Below are 17,398 nucleotides of genomic sequence, written 5' to 3'. Positions count from 1 at the left end.
CCTCCCCGACCCTCGGTGAGCACCGAGGGAATTGCGCGCAAGCTTTCGGTGAACAAATTCAGACGCACCCAAAAACAACTCACTGGGCGACGCAATGGAATTGAACCAGAGACTGGCCGAGGGACGCACAGCGGGGAATCCATAACCCGGTGATAAACCCCCTCCTGAGAGGAATCCCACATCACATCGTCATCACAAAGAGGGAGCCCAGCGGTTGAACAGAGCTCACTCGCTGTAACGTCGAATACGTGCGTACCGAACGAAAGCTGACTCGTCTGGACCGGGTCTTCGCCCGCCTGGACCGTGAGCCGGAACGACCGGCCCATATCGACGTGCCCAGGATGAGCCGGCACAGGGTGGTCCTCTTCGCGGCCACACTCGCCTTCTACGCGGCCATCGTGTGGGCCGTGGTCATCACTTCCTGGCTCGTGACGCTGGACTGGCAGGTCATGTTCTTCCGGCCCTACCAGCAGTGGCCGGAGATCCACGCGTTCCTCGACTACTACGTGGTGCTGGGCCAGCGCGGCCCCACCGCCGTGATGGTCACGGCCTGGCTGGGCTGGCGTTCCTGGCGGATGCACACGCTGCGCCCGCTGCTCGCGCTCGGCGTCTCCCTGCTGCTGCTGAACGTCACGGTCGGCGCCGCCAAGATCGGCATGGGCCGTCTGGGCCCGCACTACGCGACCACGATCGGCTCGAACGAGATGTGGCTCGGCGGCGATATATTCCCTTCGGGCCACACCGCCAACGCCGTCGTGACCTGGGGCATCCTCGCCTATCTGGCCTCGACTCCGCGCGCCCGCCGCTGGCTGTCGGCCGTCTCCGCCGTGACCTCCCTGGGCGTCGGCCTGACCACCGTCTACATCGGTACGCACTGGCTGAGCGATGTGGTTCTGGGCTGGGCCGCGGGTCTGCTGATCCTGCTGGCGCTGCCCTGGTTCGAGCCGCTGATCGCCCGCGCCGAGGCCCGTATCTTCGCGATGCGGGACGACTGGCGCAGCCGCCGCGCCGGTACGGCACCGGTGCCGGCCACCGTCCCGGTGGGCGCCCCCGCGATGCTCTCGCCGGACGAAGCGCCCGTCGAGAGCCCCGTGCCAGCCGCCGCCTCTCCCGCCTCCGCCGACGAGGAGCCCGCGCACGCGCCCCGCGAGCCGGTCAGCGTGCCGCGTACGTCACGGACGTCCCCCGCGGCGCCCGTCTACCTGGCGCCCGGCCCGCACACGAGCCGCGCGGAGCGAACGCCGGTGACGCCCGCCGGCAGCCGCAGACCCCCGCACTCGGAGCGAGTGACACGTGGCAATCCGCACACCAACCAGCCCCGCCCCGTGACGGGCGGCTGAGCAGCAGACAGCACAGACAGAGCAGGCAGCGGGGACGGTACGCACACACCACTCCCCCGCATGGCGAAGGCCCTCGGCTCCCGGAGCCGAGGGCCTTCGTAGTGGGCAAAGGGAAGGTTCAGCCCTTCCAGCAGCGCTTCACGATGCCGTCGCTGACCTCGAAGTTAAGGCGGCCGCTCAGGTATTCCATGGTGATCATCGCGCCCGGCGGCAGCGACCTCACGGTGGACCAGCCGCGCTCACGCGCGCGCTGCTCGGCGCCACTCGCCTCCAGACCGACGTACGTGTCCGGATTGTCCTGGGGCTCTGCGGGAGGTGTGGGAATCGGTGCCATGCCGCCACGTTAGGCGCCGGAATGCGGACGGGGAAGCCCGATAGGCGCCACGATCCGTCACCGGTCCCTCTCCGGTCACACTTCTGTCACAGGACCACGACACTCGATTCGGCCCAACCAAGTCACACGAACGGGCGGTTCCTGACGCGTTTCGTGCACTGCCGAACGTAATTCCTGACTAGCTTGACGGCGATCCGAATAAGCCCGAGGGAACCGGCGAAATGCGGGGTGCCTACCCGGCGCGTACGCCTTTCCGTTCCGAATCCGTGGTGCGTCCCGAAAGGGGACACACCACAGGAAATACATGGTTCAAGCACAGAACCGACGTACGCCCCCTGTCGGAGCGCCGCGCGACGCGAGCATCATGGCGTGAGCTTCGGGAGGCCCAGGGCGCGATGAGCGAGGGGGCAGCGATGGGCACTGAGACCGTGCAGGCACCGGTCCGGGCCGTACCAGTGAAGCCCGGGCGGTTGATCGTCGACTGGCTCACCACCACCGATCACAAGAAGATCGGCCATCTCTACCTGATCACGTCGTTCGCGTTCTTCCTGGTCGGCGGGGTGATGGCGCTGCTGATGCGGGCCGAGCTGGCCCGTCCGGGCACGCAACTGATCGACAACAACGAGTTCAACCAGATGTTCACCCTGCACGGCACGATCATGCTGCTGCTCTTCGCGACGCCCACCTTCGCCGGTTTCGCCAACGAGATCATGCCGCTGCAGATCGGCGCCCCCGACGTGGCCTTCCCGCGGCTGAACATGCTCTCGTACTGGCTGTTCCTCTTCGGCGGGCTGATCGTGCTGGGCTCGCTGCTGGTGCCGGAGGGCCCCGCCAACTTCGGCTGGTTCGCCTATGCCCCGCTCAACAGCCTGGAGCGGTCGCCCGGCATCGGGGCCGACATGTGGATCATGGGGCTGGCGCTGGCCGGTTTCGGCACGATCCTCGGCGCGGTGAACTTCATTACGACCATCATCGGGATGCGCGCCCCCGGCATGACGATGTTCCGGATGCCGATCTTCGTCTGGAACACGCTGTTCACGTCGATCCTCATCCTGATGGCGTTCCCGGTGCTCGCCGCGGCGCTGCTGGTCCTGGAGGCGGACCGGAGGTTCGGCTCGCAGGTCTTCGCCTCGGCCAACGGCGGGGCGCTGCTGTGGCAGCACCTCTTCTGGTTCTTCGGGCACCCGGAGGTCTACATCATCGCGCTGCCGTTCTTCGGCATCGTCACCGAGATCCTGCCGGTGTTCAGCCGGAAGCCGATCTTCGGCTATCTGACGCTGATCGGCGCGACGATGGCGATCACGGGTCTGTCGGTGGTCGTGTGGGCGCACCACATGTTCGCGACGGGGGCGGTGCTGCTGCCGTTCTTCTCCTTCATGTCGTTCCTGATCGCGGTGCCCACGGGCGTGAAGTTCTTCAACTGGACCGGCACCATGCTCAAGGGATCCCTGTCCTTCGAGACGCCGATGCTGTGGTCCACGGGCTTCCTGGTGACCTTCCTGTTCGGCGGGCTGAGCGGGGTCATCCTGGCGTCACCACCGCTGGACTTCCATGTCACGGACACCTACTTCGTGGTGGCGCACTTCCACTACGTGGTGTTCGGCACCGTCGTCTTCGCGACCTTCGCCGGCTTCTACTTCTGGTGGCCGAAGTTCACCGGGAAGCTCCTCGACGAACGGCTCGGCAAGATCCACTTCTGGACGCTCTTCGTCGGCTTCCACGTGACGTTCCTGGTGCAGCACTGGCTCGGCGCGGAGGGCATGCCGCGCCGGTACGCGGACTATCTGGCCGCCGACGGCTTCACGGCGCTCAACACCGTTTCGACGATCGGCTCGTTCCTGCTCGGCCTCTCCACGCTGCCGTTCCTCTACAACGTCTGGAAGACCGCCAAGTACGGCAGGAAGGTGGAGGTCGACGACCCCTGGGGCTTCGGCCGCTCTATGGAGTGGGCGACCTCCTGCCCGCCGCCCCGGCACAACTTCCTCACGCTGCCCAAGGTCCGCTCCGAATCCCCGGCCTTCGACCTCCACCATCCGCAGTTCGCGGCGATCACCCCGCCCCAGACCCGGTCCGGTCAGGAGCGCTTCAACTCACCGAAGTGACGGTCACCGACAGATCGTTGTCCGCCGTGTAGTACGGCCCCGCCATCGCGTCGCCCTGCTCCGTCTTCAGAGTGACCTTCGGGTAGGTGAAGATCGGCTTCTTGTCGGCGACGTCGTCGAGCAGCCGGGCGATCCGTACCCGCGGCCCGTTCTCCCCCGCCGGGCGCAGCCACAAGTCCCAGACGCCCTCCGTCAGGGCGCCATAGTCGACCGTGAAGCGGAACTCGGTCCGGTCGGCCGTGATGTCGGCTCGTAGGGTGGTCTCGGGTGCGTGACGGGCGCGCACTTCGGCGTACGCGTCCGGCGTGAGCGTCGCGCCGTACAGTCGGCCTCGTACGCTCAACTCCCCCTCCTTCACGTACAGTTCGCCCGCCTCGGCGTGCGGGGCGCGCAGCCAGCTGCGGACCGTGAGGTTGCCGTGCTTGGTGGCGTACGGGATGCGGACGGCGATGCGGCCGCCCGTCTCGTCGTCGGGGACGCGGTCGACGAGCGCACGCAGGTCGTTGATGCCGGGCACCAGGCGCTGGGGCTCGCCGTCGGTCAGTCGGGCGTATGCGTCCCAGCGGCCCTCGGGCAGTTCGATGCTGCTGGGCAGGACGGCGCGCAGCCGGCCGTCGCCGGTCGGCGTGAGCGGCAGGCTGACCTCTTCGTCGCCGCTGCGGCTGCGCAGCAGCAGGTACGCGGCGCCGGTCCGGGCGGAGGCGGTGAGGTCGAAGGTCAGCCCGCCCGCGGAGTCGGCGATGCAGTCGGCGCGCGGAGGCATGGCGGCGTCCTCAGCGGTGTGCTGGGGCGCGGGCTGCGGAGCCAGCGTCATCATGCGGTGTGCCCCTTCTTGAGTACCGTGCGTCCGGCATCCCGAACGGCATACGCACCACCGAGCAGCGCCGCGCGGGTGCTGTGCAGTGAGCCGCGCATCCGGCCGCCCGCCGAGCCGCCGCCGCGGGCGACCAGGCCGGAGAACAGCGACTCGTAGCGTTCGGCGATCCGGCTCGGGTCGAAGCGCTCGGAGTCCTTGAGGGCCGCGCTCGCCATCTGGTGACGAAGCGCGTCGTCGTTGATCAGCTCGAGGAGGCCGTCGGCGATGGCCTTGACGCTGCCGACCTTGACGAGGCGTCCGTCGACACCGTTGTCGATGATCTCCCCCGGGCCGTGCGGGCAGTCCGTGGAGACGACGGGCAGACCGCAGCGCATCGCCTCGACGATCGTCATGCCGAAGGACTCCAGGCTGGAGGTGACGGCGGCGATGGAGCCCTTGGTCCACTCGGGTTCGATGGGGTGGGCGGGGCCCATCAGATAGACGTGGTTGTAGAGCCCCAGGTCGTCGATGAGGGCGCGCAACTTGTCCTTCTGCTTGCCGCCGCCGTAGATGCGCAGGCGCCAATCGGGCCGCTCTCCGCGTACCCGGTCGAAGGCCTTGATCAGCAGGTCGTACCGCTTGACCGGAGCGAGCCGCCCGGCCGCCACGACCCACTTGCCGGAGCCGTCCGCGGGCTCGATGCCGGGCGCGGGCACGGAGTTGGGCACGGCCTCGACGCGTACGCCGGGCAGCCGCATCTTCTTGCGGTACGCGCCGGCGTCCGCCTCGGTGGTCGTCGTGAGCGCGTCGAGCCTGGGATAGACGCCGCGCAGCTCCTCGCGCAGGGCGGCCGCGTGGCTGTCGAGCGTGAGGTGTTCCTGGCCGACGCGGATCGGGCCGCGCCGCGTCTCCCGGGCCAGATGCACGTTCAGGCCGGGCCTGGTGCCGACCACGACATCGGCGTCGACCTGGGCGAGGTGCTCGGCGATACGGCGGTCCGTGAGGGCACTGTACTGGTCGTAGCGGCCCTCCGCACGCGGGAAGACCCTGGCAGGACGCTTGATGTCGGGGTCCTCGCCCTCGTATCCCGGGCTCTCCTTGCGAAGGTCGACGAGGTGGCGCAGGCGAACGCGCGGGTCGGGCGCGAAGACCGGCTCGTCGCGGTGGCGGAACACCGAGACGATCTCGACGTCATGCTGCTCGGCGAGCGTGCCGGCGAGGTTGTACGTCGTCCGGATCGTCCCCCCGATCCCGTACGCGTTGTGTATCAGGAAAGAAATGTGCATGCGTCCCCGAATCCCCTGTCTCGTCCGCTACCGGATAGTGAGACCTGAGCCCGTGAGGATTGGTTGGGCCCGATCATCATCTTGTTCCCTAAAAGTTTCCCTTTTGGTAACAGATGTACGGAACCTTGCGTCATCTTCACGCATCCGGGCCAGTGGGAGGCCTGGCAGGGATCGTGCCTCTCAGGGTTCGTAAGACAACTGCGGTACGTCGAAACAGTTGCTGTTCATGTCGCCCTGGCTCACCCACCCCTCCGAGTCCCCCCAACGAGCCACGGACACACAGGTCCTGCGGGTCTCCGGTGGCTCGGGCAGACGCTCGTAGGAGACCGGCAGCAGCAGGCCGTCGGCCGTATACGGCTTCCCCTCGGCCACGAAGCGGTCGACGCACGCGCGCGTGATGCCCGTTTCCGCGCACGACTCGGCCGCGTCGGTGAACCACATCGCCGCCACCCAGCCCTCCAGCTGCCACTGGGAATGGGTCTTGAGGTCCTTCGTGGCATCGCGGAACTCCCGTACGGCCTCATGGTCCGTGTCCTCGAAGTTGCGGCTGGAGCCCGTCGCCCACAGGGCGTTGCGACAGCGCGGCGAGTCCTTGTAGTCCTCGCGGACCGTGGACGACCAGTTCTGCACATTGGTGACCTTGGCGAGCACCTCGGCGCCGACGTCGTCCATGGCCTTGCACAGCTGGGCATTGCCGTACGAGTCGATCGCGTCGAAGACCAGATCGGCGCCCTGCTCCTTCAGATCGGCCGCCACGGCACGGAAGTTGGGCAGCGAGAAGTCGACCTGCTCGGTGACCACCTTGTAGCCCTCGGCCTTCAGGCCCCGGGTGATGAGCCGTGCGTACGCGGCCGACGCTGGCTGGTTGTAGGAGACGACCGCCGCCGTACGGGCGCCCTGCTCGCGCTTGAAGTAGCGGTAGACCTCGGTGCCGCCGTACAGCTTGCCGTCCCAGCCGGGCTTTCCGTTCCTTGGCGCGAGGCTGCCGTAGATGCTGTAAAGGTGCGGATACGTGTCGTACGCCGGGCCGATGGGCTGTCCGCCGATGTCGGGCACGCGCGCGCGTGAGACACGGGAGGCGCCCGCGTAGTCGAGGGACGAGCCGGCGACGAGGGCGACGACCTTGTCCTCGTCGACGAGCTTGTGCACGCACTCGTTGTTGCCGACGCCGCTGCCGCCGTCGTCACACGTACGGACCTCGACGCGGCGGCCGTCGATGCCGCCGCGCGCGTTCAGCCGCTCGAAGTAGGCCTTCGCGCCGTCGCGCGGGCCGGTGAACGCGTCGCCGCCGACCGGACTGGTGGCGCTGGTGATGACGCCGACGCGGACCGGCTCGCCGCCCGCCCGGGTGGGGGCGTTGTCGTCGGGCCGGTTCTCGAAGTCGCTCTCCGGGAGGCGGCTGCCGCAGGCCGTGCCCAGCAGGAGCAGCAGGCCCGCGACGGCGCACTCAGCAGCCCGGAAGCGGCGACGCATTGCCGCTCAGCCCGACCAGGCCGCACAGCGTCTTGACGGAGACCTTCCACACGTCGTCCTGCTCGACTGCCGTCCCCTTGGCGTTGGGCATGACCGTGGCGCCCTTCAGGGTGAGGGTGTACGTCACGTCCGCCTCGGTCGCCGAGGTGAACTCGACCTTGGTGACCTCCGCCTGCACCTGCCCGCCGCGCTCGTCACCGCTGAAGGCCTGCAGGACCGGGGCCATCTGGTCGCCGTTCTCCAGGTAGTCCTGCTTGTCCTTGAGGGGGGTGGCGGGGTCGAAGAACTTCACCCAGTTCTCCTTGATCTCCCGCTCCGCCGCCGCGGCGTCCTCCGGCGCCGTGGGGCTCTCTTCGGCGGGGGTGGGTGCCTGCTCCACCGTGGGCGTCGCCGGCGTCGTGTCGCCGCCGCCGCTGTCGTCCCCGCAGGCCGTGAGGACCGGTCCCGCCGCCAGGACCGCGGCCGCCAGCCACGCCGCCGTACGCCGTCCGGGACCACGCATCCGCTTGCCGCGCCCACTGAGGTCGCTGCCGAGAACCATCTGGCTCACCACCGGGTGTCGGTCCGGGCCGTCAGCGCCCGGTTCTTTCAGGGTCAGCTTCCACAGGGCATAGTGCAAGCCATTGGCTGGCATGGACAGACACGTGACAGACACATGACGTGGGAGCTCCGATGCGGACTGCTCGACTGCGGACTGTGCACCCCGTCCTCTGGGCCGGGTGGGCGGCGCTCGCCGCCGGAGCGGTGCTGTGCGTCATCGGCTGGTACGGGATCTCGGGCGAGCGGTTCGCCGAGCGGCAGCTGCCCTATCTCGCGTCCTGCACGGTGCCCGGCGCCGCGCTGATCATCGCGGGTGCGGTGCTGCTCACCCACGGCAGGAACGCCCTCGCGGCGGCGCGCGTGGAGGAGCTGTACGGGCTCCTGGTGGCCGCCGAGCCCGCCGACGCCGACGAGTCCGGGCAGGCCGCGGCGGCGCCCGTCGCCGTCAGCGGCGAGCTGCTGATGGTGCCGGGCGGCACGCTGTGGCACCGGGCCGACTGCCCCCTGGTCGCCGGGAAGGCGGACGCCCTGCCGGTCGACTCGCGGGTCCTCGCGCGCGGGGAACTGGATCCCTGCCCGATCTGCGAGCCCGCCGCCTCGGACGACCGGTCGTCCGAGGCGGGCGACTGATGGCGTCACTGACGTACGACCTCACGCTCGCCGGGCTCTCCGTCGGCGCCGCCGCCGCGCTCACCGGGATCGGGCTGATCGTCACCCACCGGGCGACCGGCGTGCTCAACTTCGCACACGGCGCGATCGCGATGGTGTGCGCCTATCTGCTGCGCCAGCTCACGATCGAGTGGGACTGGCCGCTTCCGCTCGCCGCCGCGCTCACCCTGCTCGTGGTGGCGCCGGGCATCGGCCTGGTCCTGGAACGCTTCGTCTTCCGTCCGCTGTCCGTCCTGGGCAGCGATCCGGCGCAGACGCTGGTCGCCTCGATCGGCGTGTTCGTGCTGCTGGTCGGCGGGGCCGCGCTGATCTGGGGCCCGGGCGCCCACTCGGACGCGCCGACGCTCGTATCGGCGGATCCCTGGGGGCAGTTGGCGGTGACGCTGGTCCTGGCCGTGGGCGTGGGAGCCATGACCCGCTGGACGCGCTTCGGGCGGGAGCTGCGGGCCGTCGTCGACGACCGTTCGCTCGCCGTGCTCGGCGGCATCGACGCGGACCGGGTGGCCGCGGCGGGCTGGGCCTTCGGCTCGTTCACGGCGGGACTGACGGGGGTGCTGCTGGCGCCGTACGTACGCCTTGATCCGTACGGTCTGCCGCTGCTGGTCATGGAGGTCGTGGCGGTCGCGGTGGCCGCCCGGATGCGCAACCTGCCGGTGGCCGTGGTGGTGGCACTGGGCATCGGGGTCGCCCAGAGCCAGCTCACGCGGCTGCACCCGTCGGGCTGGCGCGAGCCGCTGGTGCAGGCGCTGGGGGCGAACCTCTTCGTCGTCGCCCTGCTGATCGCGGCGCTGGTGCTCCCGGGGATCGGCGCCCGGGACGCACTGCCGCGCACCGCGACCGCGCGGGTGGCGACACCGCCGGGCGCGTGGATAGTGGCCGTGGTCCTCTTCCTGATCCCTCTGGGCTTCGCTGGCCGGGATCTGCATACGTCTGTGCAGGTCCCCGCGCTGGGCGTAGTACTGCTCTCCCTGGTCGTGGTGACGGGCCGCGGCGGCCAGATCTCCCTAGGCCAGGCGGCGTACGCGGGTCTCGGCGCCCTCTTCACGGCACTGCTGGCAGCGGGCCGCTTCCCCGGCCTGCCGGAGCTTCCCGAACTGGCTGCGCTGCTGGTCGCCGTCCTGCTGGTGGCTCCCCTGGGCCTGCTGACCGGCTGGCCCGCCATCAGCCGACACGGTCTGGCCCTCGCCCTCGCGACCTTCGCGGTGGGCGTCGGCGTCAGTCGCTTCGTCTTCGCCCAGCCGTACGCTACGGCGGGCCTGACACTGGGCCGTCCGGCGGGCTTCGAGAACGACCGCACGTACTACGTACTCGAACTCGCCCTCCTGGCATGCGCGTTGCTCGCCGCACACGCACTGCGCCGGGGCCGCACGGGTCGCGCCCTGGCGGCGATGCGCGACCACGAGGCAGGCGCGTCGGCGGCAGGCGTCCGCGTCCCCGCCCTGAAACTGACGGCCTTCGTGGCCGGCGCCGCCCTGGCCGCCCTGGGCGGCGGCATGCTCGGCATGGGCCTACGCGCCTTCGACCCCGCCGCGTACGACCCCGTGCGCGGCCTCCTCTGGTTCGCCGCAATCGTCGTTCTAGGCGCCGACAGCGTCCTGGGCGCACTGGCCGCAGCGGCCCTCCTGGTGGGCTTGGACGCGGGCACCCGAGGCGGCGTGGCAGCAGCCCTGATCGGCCTCCTGGCGGTACTGGTCGGCCGCTTCCCAGGCGGCCCCTACGAGGCACTACGCCTGGCCGCGGAACGCCTCCGGCTACGCCGCGAGGCAACGCTCACGCCGCTGGGGGCGCAGGTACGGAGACGACTCCGGCCGCAGCCGGCCGTGTCGCGCCGGTCGTCGCGGGTGGCAGCGGGGGCTACGGGGGTTTCGGCGGGGGCATCCGGGCCCGCTGGGGCGGGCGGTGCCACGGGGTCGGGCGCCCTGGGCGGTACGGCCCGACGGGGGACGGCATACGGCCCGAGCGAGACACCTGAACCGGGCGGAAAAGCCACCGGCCCCGGCCGCGCGGCGCCTGGCCAAACCGAAGAGCCTGGAGCGCCAGGCCCGGGCGGAGCGCCAGGCCCGGCCGAGGCAGGCGGTCCCACCGACGCGATCAGCCCCGCCGAAGACCGCGGCCCAGAGGACTCAGCCCGCCCAGGCACAACCCACCGCCCGAACGGGACGCCTGAACCGGGCAGCACGCCAATCGGCCCAGACCGCACGGCACCTGACCGAACCGGGCGACCGGGGGCGCCAGCAGCACCCGGCCCCGCCCCTGGGGCGATCAGCCCCACCGAAGCCGATGGCACTGAAGGCTCATCCCGCCCAGGCACGACCCACGGCCCGAGCGAGACACCTGAACCGGGTGGGAAAGCCACCGGTCGTGCCCGTGCGGCGCCTGACCGAACCGGAGAGCCTGGAGCGCCAGGCCCGACCGAGCCACCCGACCCCGCCGAAGCCCGCAGCCCAGAAGACTCATCCCGCCCACGCACAACCCACGGCCCCAGCGAGACACCCGAACCGGGCAGCACGCCCATCGGCCCAGACCGCCCGGCGCCCCGCCCAACCGGGGATCCTGGCGCGCCAGGCCCGGCCAGGGCAGGCGGTCCCGCCGGGACAGGCGGCCCGGGCGCCCCAACCGCCCGCGGCCCCACGTCGCCCCCGCAGCCGCGGCCCAAGTCGGCCGGGCACCGCCTCCGCGCCCGCGGCCTGCGCGTCACCTACGGCGGATTCACCGCCCTCGACGGGGTCGATCTCGAGCTTCAGCCGGGCATGGTCACCGCCGTCGTCGGTCCCAACGGGGCCGGGAAGAGCACCCTGTTCCACTGTCTTGCCGGGACCGTGCGGCCCGACGCGGGGCGGGTCACCTTCGGGGAGCGGGATGTGACTCGGCTGCCCGCCCACGCCCGCACGCGGCTCGGGGTGGCGCGGACCTTTCAGCAGCTCGCCGTCTTCCCGACGTTGACGGTGGCTGAGAACGTGCGGGTCGGGGCCGAGCAGGGGCGTGTCGTGGATCCTGGCGCCGTGGAGCATGTGTCGCGGCTGCTCGGGCTCGACGGGGCCGTACGGGCCTTGCCCGCGGCGGGGCTGCCGACCGGCACCCTGCGGCGTGTCGAACTCGCCCGGGCCCTGGCGGGCGGCCCGCGTGTCCTGCTTCTCGACGAGCCCGCCGCGGGCCTCGACACGGGGGAAGTGGCCGCGCTGGCCCGCGTGTTGCGGGCCCTGGCCGCCGACGGCATGGCCCTGCTCGTCGTCGAGCACGACCTGGACCTCGTGGCCGACCTGGCCCACACCGTGCACGTCATGACGGCGGGCCGCATCGTGACCTCCGGCCCCACCCGCCACGTACTCGACAATCTCGAAGGACTCGACACGGTGGTCGAACGATGAACACCGGCATTTCGCTGCGCCACGCGCGCGTGCGGTACGGCCCGTTGGAGGCCCTGCACGGAGTGACCCTCCTGGCGCCCGCCCCCGGCGTCACCGTCCTGCTCGGCCGCAACGGCTCGGGCCGTACGACCGCGCTGCGCGCCCTCGCCGGCACCGTCCCCCTGTCCCGTGGCGCCGTGGTGTGGGACGGCACCGACGTGACGCGGATGCCCGCCTACGAACGGGCCCGCCGCGGACTGTGCCTGGTCCCGGAGCGGCAGGCCGTCTTCGGCTCGCTCACCGTCCGCGAGAACCTCGAACTCGCGGCCACCGGCGGCCACTTCGCCCCCGCCCTCGACGCCTACCCCGCCCTGCACCCCCTGCTCGACAGAAAGGCCGGCACCCTCTCCGGCGGAGAGCAACGCATGCTCGCCCTCTCCCGCGCCCTCCTCGCACGCGCGCGTGTGGTGCTCGTCGACGAACCCGCGCAGGGCATGTCACCACCGGTCGCGGCCCGCACGTACGAACTGCTCGGCGGCCTCGACGCCTGTGTGATCGTCGCCGAACAGCGACTGCCGCCCAGCCTGGTCGGCAGGGCGGCAGTCGTGTACGAACTCCGGCGTGGCGAGGTCGTGTTCAGCGGCGAGGCGGCGGAGCTGGCAGCGGCGGACCCATCAGCACCGGACCGGGAGTGACCGCCCGGCCCGAGGCAGCCCCCTTCGGGAGGCTCAGCATCATGCCGGGAATCAGCCGGTCCGGATCCTTCCCGACGGTCTGCTTGTTGAGCTGGTAGAGCGCCTGCCAGCCACCCTTGATCTTGTAGCGGTCGGCGAGGGACGAGAGCGTGTCGCCAGGCTTCACCACATGCGCCCGGCCCTTGAGTCCGTACCTCTTGGAGCAGACGGGCCACGCCTCCCATCCCTGGACGCTCAGCACCTCCTGGGCGATGGTGATCTGCTCCTGACGGGTGGCCAGATCCGCGCGCCTCGCATACTTCAGGCCGCCGAACAGCTCCCAGGTGGACTGCTGGAACTGCAGCCCTCCGTAGAAGCCGTTTCCGGTGTTCACATCCCAGCGGCCACTGCTCTCGCACTGGGCGACGCAGCCCCACGGCCACGGGTCCTTCTCACAGGCGTACGCCGCCCGGGCCACGCCCGGAGGACCGGGCGCCGGAGGCGGTGGCGCGGGGGCCGCCTCGGCTGGGGCGAGCAGGGTCAGGGCTACGGCGACGGCAGCCGCGTACCACATGCGCTTGATCAGCATTCGGCCACGCTAAGCAGGCGGCAGAGGCGGTCCGTTGAGCCGCGCCTGAGGCGGGTGGGGCCCCACCCGGTCGGACGACCGGACGGGGCCCAGTGCCCCGAGGGCAGGAACGAGGGCAGGAGGGAGAGGCTCAGATGTTGAGCCGCTGCCCTGGGACGATCACGTTGGGATCGGCGCCGATGGCGGCCTTGTTGGCGGCGTAGACCCGCTCCCAGGTGGTCCCGTGCCGTGCGGCGATGGCGCTCAGCGTGTCGCCGGCGCGGACGGTGTAGTCGCCGCGCGACGCGTCGCGGCCGGTGTGGCTCGTCGAGCGGGCCGGCGCCTTCGACGGCTTCGCGGGCTTGGACGGGGCGGCCTTCGGCGTGCCGGGCGTGGGCGCGGCGGGCGCGCTGCCGGTCGCGCCGGCCCGCGCGGAGCAGGTGGGCCAGGCGCCCCAGCCCTGCGCGCGCTGCACCTTGGTGGCCACAGCTATCTGCTGCGCCTTGGAGGCCTTGTCGGCGGTCGACGCGTAGGCCGTGCCGCCGTACGCGCGCCAGGTGGCCGCGGAGAACTGGAGTCCTCCGTAGTAACCGTTACCGGTGTTGATGTTCCACTTGCTGCCGCTCTCGCACTGAGCGATGCGATCCCACACTCCACCGTCCGCCGCTGCGGCGTTGCCGCCGGCGGCGAGCAGTCCGAGCGGGGCGAGCAATGCCGCCCCGGCGAAGACCGCGGTCGTACGAACCTTGCGAGTGTTGTCGGCACAACCGGACATGTATTTCCCTCTCGCAGGACTCGGGGTCCCCCAAGGCGGGACGGAACTCGCCGCCCTTTGGCCGCGGTCGTTCCGGTCCGCCCCGTCCGCCGACGGTGGTGCTTCGAGCTGGCTGTGGTGCGGCCGGCGGACGTACCCGAGCGGTGCTCGTTGCACACGGCCGAGGAATCTATGGAGCTACGCGGCCCGATATCAACCAAATCCTTGTCATTCCAGGCCAGTTCGCCGTTACCGACAGTATCGGCGAATTCCAGCCACCCACTTCATTCGCCGATATCCGGATTTGTCGACCTCGACTCCTGACGATCTGTGACTCACCTCACCGGATCAACTTCCTTGGATATCCGAGGAGTTGGCATGGAGTAGCAGATTCCGCTGCCGGACTCACGGTGCGCGCAGGATGGTTCGATTCCGTTCGCTCCCGGGCGTGACTCCGGCCACAGATCGCCCGTTGTCTTCTTCATGAACCGGGAACCCTCCCGCTTCATGAGCCGGGAGCCGCCCGGCGACGCACGCACCGCATCCCGAGGAGCCACCCGTGCCGCGCATGCTCGACGTCAGCGACGACGTACGCGCCGAGATCGGCGACGAAGAAGCCGACCGGCTGCTCGCCGGAGAGAACGCCCCGGGCAGTTACGACTGCACGTCCTGCCGCACCCCGGGCGACTCGGAACAGGAGCGCACCAGCACCGTCCTGTTCATCGGCGAGGAGACCGCCGTCCTCGCCTTCGCCCACGCCACCTGCCTGCCTTCGCAGGTCGTCCAGGTCACCGAGGAGCAGCTGCAGGGCGCCGTCCGCTCGATCACCGGACAGGACGCGGGCACCGGGCACGAACGCCCCGCCGAGGCCATGCCGGAGCAGGCCGTCCTCGGTGTCACCAGCGGACTCGTCCTGCTCGGCGGCGAGTTGCACCCCGCGCTCGTGGTCGAGCCGACCGGGCCCATCGCGCGACCCGGCACGACGGGTGGCGGTGACGACTTCCTGCCGCTCCTCATCGAGCAGGGCTTCATGCCGCTGTCCCAGCTGACCGAGGTTCCGCGCGTGCTGCACGGCTGGTCCGTGCTGCTCGCCATGGGCCAGCTGCACGCGGTCCTGCAGCCCGGCACCGGTGGCGGCTCGCCGGTCGCCTGGTGGCAGGCCCACCAGCCGCTCCAGGTCACCGACAGCTGGCGGCAGGCCGCCAACAAGCACCAGCAGGTGCTGCTGTTCGCGGCCCCCGCCGGCTCGATCGGCCGCCAGCCGCGCGAGGACCTGCTGCGCGAGGCCCTCGACAAGGCGGCGGCGAACGGGAAGCTGGTGGCTTGCGCTATGCCGCTTGCTGGAACGTGATCGCTCCGCTGGGTTCGGGGTATTGAGGCCGGTGGGTCAAACTGCGGCTCCGCCGCGATGGGGGTCCCCCCACTCTCGGCTGCGCTCGAGCGGGGGGACCCCCATCGCGGCGGAGCCGCAAATTGATACAGCCCCGCGCCCCTGAGGGGCGCTCCCGTCCCCGGCGTCTCCAGGTGACGCACGTCAGCCCAGGTCGGGCGCATCCGATGAGGCGCGGGGTCGTTGGCACGTACGTGCACACCTACGAAGCCCCCCGTCGCCTGCCGTACACCGCTCCGATCCCGGCCATGCGGCCGGCGCAGGACTCCTCCGGACACTCGGCCACGCCGATCTACGACGCGCTCTACGCGGAGTTCCGCCGGTCCTTCCGTGCCCTGCCGGGCGATCGCAGCGGCGAGGAGGAGCTGGGCTTCACCGCCTTCGGGACCGTGCCGCAGACGAGCGGACGTTCGGCCTCGCGCGGTCGCGGCACCACCACCGGCGTCTGGCAGCCGGTCGCGCGGCAGCACGCCTCGGGGCTGATCCCGGCGCTGCCGCCCTGGCCACGTAAGGAACGCTGACGCGGCTGCTCGTACATCTCGTACATACAGAGCATCTCGTACGTACGGAAAGGGCCCCCTGCATCAGCAGGGGGCCCTTTCCACGCGCTCAACTCGCAGCAGGTGCCCGTTACTTCTTCTTGCCGCGCTTCTCGCGCACCCTCACGGAGATATGGATCGGCGTCCCCTCGAAGCCGAACTCCTCGCGCAGGCGGCGCTCGATGAAGCGCCGGTAGCCGTGCTCGATGAAGCCGGACGCGAAGAGCACGAACCGCGGGGGCTTTGTGCCCGCCTGGGTGCCGAACAGAATGCGTGGCTGCTTGCCGCCCCGGATCGGGTGCGGATGTGAGGCAACCAGCTCACCGAGGAAGGCGTTCAGCCTGCCTGTCGGGACGCGGGTCTCCCAGCCGGCCAGCGCGGTCTCGATGGCCGGGACCAGCTTCTCCATGTGGCGGCCCGTGTGTGCCGAGACGTTGACGCGCGGCGCCCAAGACACCTGGGCGAGCTCGGTCTCGATCTCGCGCTCCAGGTAGTAGCGGCGCTCCTCGTCGAGGGTGTCCCACTTGTTGAAGGCGACGACGATCGCGCGGCCCGCCTCCACGGCCATCGTCACGATGCGCTGGTCCTGGACGGAGATGGACTCAGAGGCGTCGATGAGGATCACCGCGAGTTCCGCCTTCTCCACGGCGGCGGCGGTGCGCAACGAGGCGTAGTAGTCGGCGCCCTGCTGGAGGTGGACGCGCTTGCGGATGCCCGCCGTGTCCACGAACTTCCAGGTGACTCCGCCGAGTTCGATGAGTTCGTCGACCGGGTCACGGGTGGTGCCCGCGACCTCGTTGACGACCACGCGCTCCTCGCCCGCCACCTTGTTGAGCAGAGACGACTTGCCGACATTCGGGCGGCCGATGAGAGCGATACGGCGGGGGCCGCCGACCGCGGTCCCGAAGGTCTGTGCCGGAGCGTCCGGCAGTGCCTCCAGTACGGCGTCCAGCATGTCACCGGTGCCGCGGCCGTGCAGGGCCGAGACGGGGTGCGGCTCGCCGAGGCCGAGGGACCACAGGTACGCCGCGTCCGCCTCGCCGCTGGGGCCGTCGACCTTGTTGGCGCACAGCACCACGGGCTTACCGGCCTTGCGCAGCAGCCGGACGACCGCCTCGTCCGTGTCGGTCGCGCCGACCTTGGCGTCGACGACGAAGACGACCGCGTCGGCCGCGTCGATCGCGTACTCGGCCTGCGCGGCCACGGACGCGTCGATGCCGAGGACGTCCTGCTCCCAGCCGCCGGTGTCGACGACCTTGAAGCGGCGGCCCGCCCACTCGGCCTCGTAGGTGACGCGGTCGCGGGTGACGCCGGGCTTGTCCTCGACGACCGCCTCGCGGCGGCCGATGATGCGGTTCACCAGGGTCGACTTGCCGACATTCGGGCGGCCGATGACGGCGAGGACCGGAAGCGGGCCGTGGCCGGCCGCCTCGATCGCGCCCTCTACGTCCTCGACGTCGAAGCCCTCTTCCGCGGCGAGCTCCATGAACTCCGCGAACTCGGCATCGCCAAGTGCCCCGTGCTCGTGCTCCGAGCCGTCGGGCTGGATGTGGTCGTTCATGAAGTGCGTACCTCGTCGTTCATCG

15 protein-coding genes are annotated in these 17,398 nt (G+C 70.7%); 7 read left to right on the top strand and 8 right to left on the bottom strand.

Annotation, left to right across the window (positions count from 1 at the left end; genetic code table 11):
* The first annotated feature begins 248 nt into the window (after positions 1–248).
* Positions 249–1,340: a phosphatase PAP2 family protein gene (locus tag ACQEVY_RS37355; protein WP_432954027.1), complete on the top strand. Its 1,092-nt coding sequence runs from the start codon at positions 249–251 to the stop codon at positions 1,338–1,340.
* Positions 1,341–1,458: 118 nt separating this feature from the next.
* On the opposite strand, the gene ACQEVY_RS37350 is transcribed toward ACQEVY_RS37355, so the two are convergent.
* The gene (locus tag ACQEVY_RS37350) at positions 1,459–1,674 is read right to left on the bottom strand and encodes an I78 family peptidase inhibitor (protein WP_328772662.1); all 216 of its coding nucleotides are present in this window, start codon (positions 1,672–1,674) and stop codon (positions 1,459–1,461) included.
* A 413-nt stretch (positions 1,675–2,087) separates the two neighbouring features.
* On the opposite strand from ACQEVY_RS37350, the gene ctaD reads away from it, so the two are divergent.
* The gene (gene ctaD / locus ACQEVY_RS37345; RefSeq protein WP_432954025.1) at positions 2,088–3,776 is read left to right on the top strand and encodes an aa3-type cytochrome oxidase subunit I; all 1,689 of its coding nucleotides are present in this window, start codon (positions 2,088–2,090) and stop codon (positions 3,774–3,776) included.
* On the opposite strand, the gene ACQEVY_RS37340 is transcribed toward ctaD, so the two are convergent.
* From ACQEVY_RS37340 to ACQEVY_RS37325, 4 genes are all read right to left on the bottom strand, one after another.
* A complete protein-coding gene (locus tag ACQEVY_RS37340) occupies positions 3,760–4,593 on the bottom strand; it encodes a hypothetical protein (RefSeq protein ID WP_432954024.1) in 834 nt (277 codons plus the stop codon). The two genes, ctaD and ACQEVY_RS37340, sit on opposite strands and share 17 nt — an antisense overlap.
* Positions 4,590–5,858 (bottom strand): glycosyltransferase family 4 protein, encoded by a 1,269-nt coding sequence (locus tag ACQEVY_RS37335; protein WP_432954022.1) that lies wholly within the window; start codon positions 5,856–5,858, stop codon positions 4,590–4,592. Before ACQEVY_RS37335 ends, ACQEVY_RS37340 begins: the two co-directional genes overlap by 4 nt.
* A 180-nt stretch (positions 5,859–6,038) precedes the next feature.
* On the bottom strand, positions 6,039–7,331 hold the full coding sequence (locus ACQEVY_RS37330) for an ABC transporter substrate-binding protein (RefSeq protein ID WP_432954021.1): 1,293 nt from the start codon (positions 7,329–7,331) through the stop codon (positions 6,039–6,041).
* Entirely contained in the window at positions 7,306–7,872 is a 567-nt protein-coding gene (locus tag ACQEVY_RS37325) for a hypothetical protein (RefSeq protein WP_432955604.1), read from the bottom strand. Before ACQEVY_RS37325 ends, ACQEVY_RS37330 begins: the two co-directional genes overlap by 26 nt.
* A gap of 131 nt (positions 7,873–8,003) precedes the next feature.
* On the opposite strand from ACQEVY_RS37325, the gene ACQEVY_RS37320 reads away from it, so the two are divergent.
* The 3 genes from ACQEVY_RS37320 to ACQEVY_RS37310 are packed head-to-tail and all read left to right on the top strand — an operon-like array spanning position 8,004 to position 12,582.
* Positions 8,004–8,501 (top strand): hypothetical protein, encoded by a 498-nt coding sequence (locus tag ACQEVY_RS37320; protein ID WP_432954019.1) that lies wholly within the window; start codon positions 8,004–8,006, stop codon positions 8,499–8,501.
* Positions 8,501–11,908: an ABC transporter permease subunit gene (locus ACQEVY_RS37315; RefSeq protein WP_432954018.1), complete on the top strand. Its 3,408-nt coding sequence runs from the start codon at positions 8,501–8,503 to the stop codon at positions 11,906–11,908. The genes ACQEVY_RS37320 and ACQEVY_RS37315 overlap by 1 nt, the downstream gene beginning before the upstream one ends.
* Complete coding sequence (locus ACQEVY_RS37310; RefSeq protein WP_432954017.1) at positions 11,905–12,582, top strand: ATP-binding cassette domain-containing protein; 678 nt, start codon at positions 11,905–11,907, stop codon at positions 12,580–12,582. The genes ACQEVY_RS37315 and ACQEVY_RS37310 overlap by 4 nt, the downstream gene beginning before the upstream one ends.
* On the opposite strand, the gene ACQEVY_RS37305 is transcribed toward ACQEVY_RS37310, so the two are convergent.
* Both ACQEVY_RS37305 and ACQEVY_RS37300 read right to left on the bottom strand, forming a co-directional pair.
* Complete coding sequence (locus ACQEVY_RS37305; RefSeq protein ID WP_432954015.1) at positions 12,524–13,150, bottom strand: transglycosylase family protein; 627 nt, start codon at positions 13,148–13,150, stop codon at positions 12,524–12,526. The two genes, ACQEVY_RS37310 and ACQEVY_RS37305, sit on opposite strands and share 59 nt — an antisense overlap.
* Before the next feature lie 130 nt (positions 13,151–13,280).
* The gene (locus ACQEVY_RS37300; protein ID WP_432954013.1) at positions 13,281–13,904 is read right to left on the bottom strand and encodes a transglycosylase family protein; all 624 of its coding nucleotides are present in this window, start codon (positions 13,902–13,904) and stop codon (positions 13,281–13,283) included.
* Between the two features lie 538 nt (positions 13,905–14,442).
* Here ACQEVY_RS37300 and ACQEVY_RS37295 point away from each other — a divergent pair.
* Both ACQEVY_RS37295 and ACQEVY_RS37290 read left to right on the top strand, forming a co-directional pair.
* Positions 14,443–15,234 (top strand): hypothetical protein, encoded by a 792-nt coding sequence (locus ACQEVY_RS37295; RefSeq protein WP_432954012.1) that lies wholly within the window; start codon positions 14,443–14,445, stop codon positions 15,232–15,234.
* Positions 15,235–15,521: 287 nt separating this feature from the next.
* Complete coding sequence (locus ACQEVY_RS37290; RefSeq protein WP_432954010.1) at positions 15,522–15,794, top strand: hypothetical protein; 273 nt, start codon at positions 15,522–15,524, stop codon at positions 15,792–15,794.
* A gap of 109 nt (positions 15,795–15,903) precedes the next feature.
* Here ACQEVY_RS37290 and der read toward each other — a convergent pair whose 3' ends face one another.
* Positions 15,904–17,373: a ribosome biogenesis GTPase Der gene (gene der, locus ACQEVY_RS37285; RefSeq protein ID WP_432954008.1), complete on the bottom strand. Its 1,470-nt coding sequence runs from the start codon at positions 17,371–17,373 to the stop codon at positions 15,904–15,906.
* Between the last annotated feature and the right edge of the window lie 25 nt (positions 17,374–17,398).

Source organism: Streptomyces sp. CA-288835, from assembly GCF_050936385.1.
Taxonomy (GTDB): Bacteria; Actinomycetota; Actinomycetes; order Streptomycetales; family Streptomycetaceae; genus Streptomyces.
This window is presented reverse-complemented; position numbering and strand designations above follow the sequence as displayed.

Coding starts and splice junctions, on each gene's coding strand:
- ACQEVY_RS37320 (WP_432954019.1), top strand. CDS start 8,004: ATGCGGACTGCTCGACTGCGGACTGTGCACCCCGTCCTCTGGGCCGGG.
- ACQEVY_RS37315 (WP_432954018.1), top strand. CDS start 8,501: ATGGCGTCACTGACGTACGACCTCACGCTCGCCGGGCTCTCCGTCGGC.
- ACQEVY_RS37350 (WP_328772662.1), bottom strand. CDS start 1,674: ATGGCACCGATTCCCACACCTCCCGCAGAGCCCCAGGACAATCCGGAC.
- der (WP_432954008.1), bottom strand. CDS start 17,373: ATGAACGACCACATCCAGCCCGACGGCTCGGAGCACGAGCACGGGGCA.
- ACQEVY_RS37340 (WP_432954024.1), bottom strand. CDS start 4,593: ATGATGACGCTGGCTCCGCAGCCCGCGCCCCAGCACACCGCTGAGGAC.
- ctaD (WP_432954025.1), top strand. CDS start 2,088: ATGGGCACTGAGACCGTGCAGGCACCGGTCCGGGCCGTACCAGTGAAG.
- ACQEVY_RS37290 (WP_432954010.1), top strand. CDS start 15,522: ATGCGGCCGGCGCAGGACTCCTCCGGACACTCGGCCACGCCGATCTAC.
- ACQEVY_RS37305 (WP_432954015.1), bottom strand. CDS start 13,150: ATGCTGATCAAGCGCATGTGGTACGCGGCTGCCGTCGCCGTAGCCCTG.
- ACQEVY_RS37300 (WP_432954013.1), bottom strand. CDS start 13,904: ATGTCCGGTTGTGCCGACAACACTCGCAAGGTTCGTACGACCGCGGTC.
- ACQEVY_RS37330 (WP_432954021.1), bottom strand. CDS start 7,331: ATGCGTCGCCGCTTCCGGGCTGCTGAGTGCGCCGTCGCGGGCCTGCTG.
- ACQEVY_RS37335 (WP_432954022.1), bottom strand. CDS start 5,858: ATGCACATTTCTTTCCTGATACACAACGCGTACGGGATCGGGGGGACG.
- ACQEVY_RS37310 (WP_432954017.1), top strand. CDS start 11,905: ATGAACACCGGCATTTCGCTGCGCCACGCGCGCGTGCGGTACGGCCCG.
- ACQEVY_RS37325 (WP_432955604.1), bottom strand. CDS start 7,872: ATGGTTCTCGGCAGCGACCTCAGTGGGCGCGGCAAGCGGATGCGTGGT.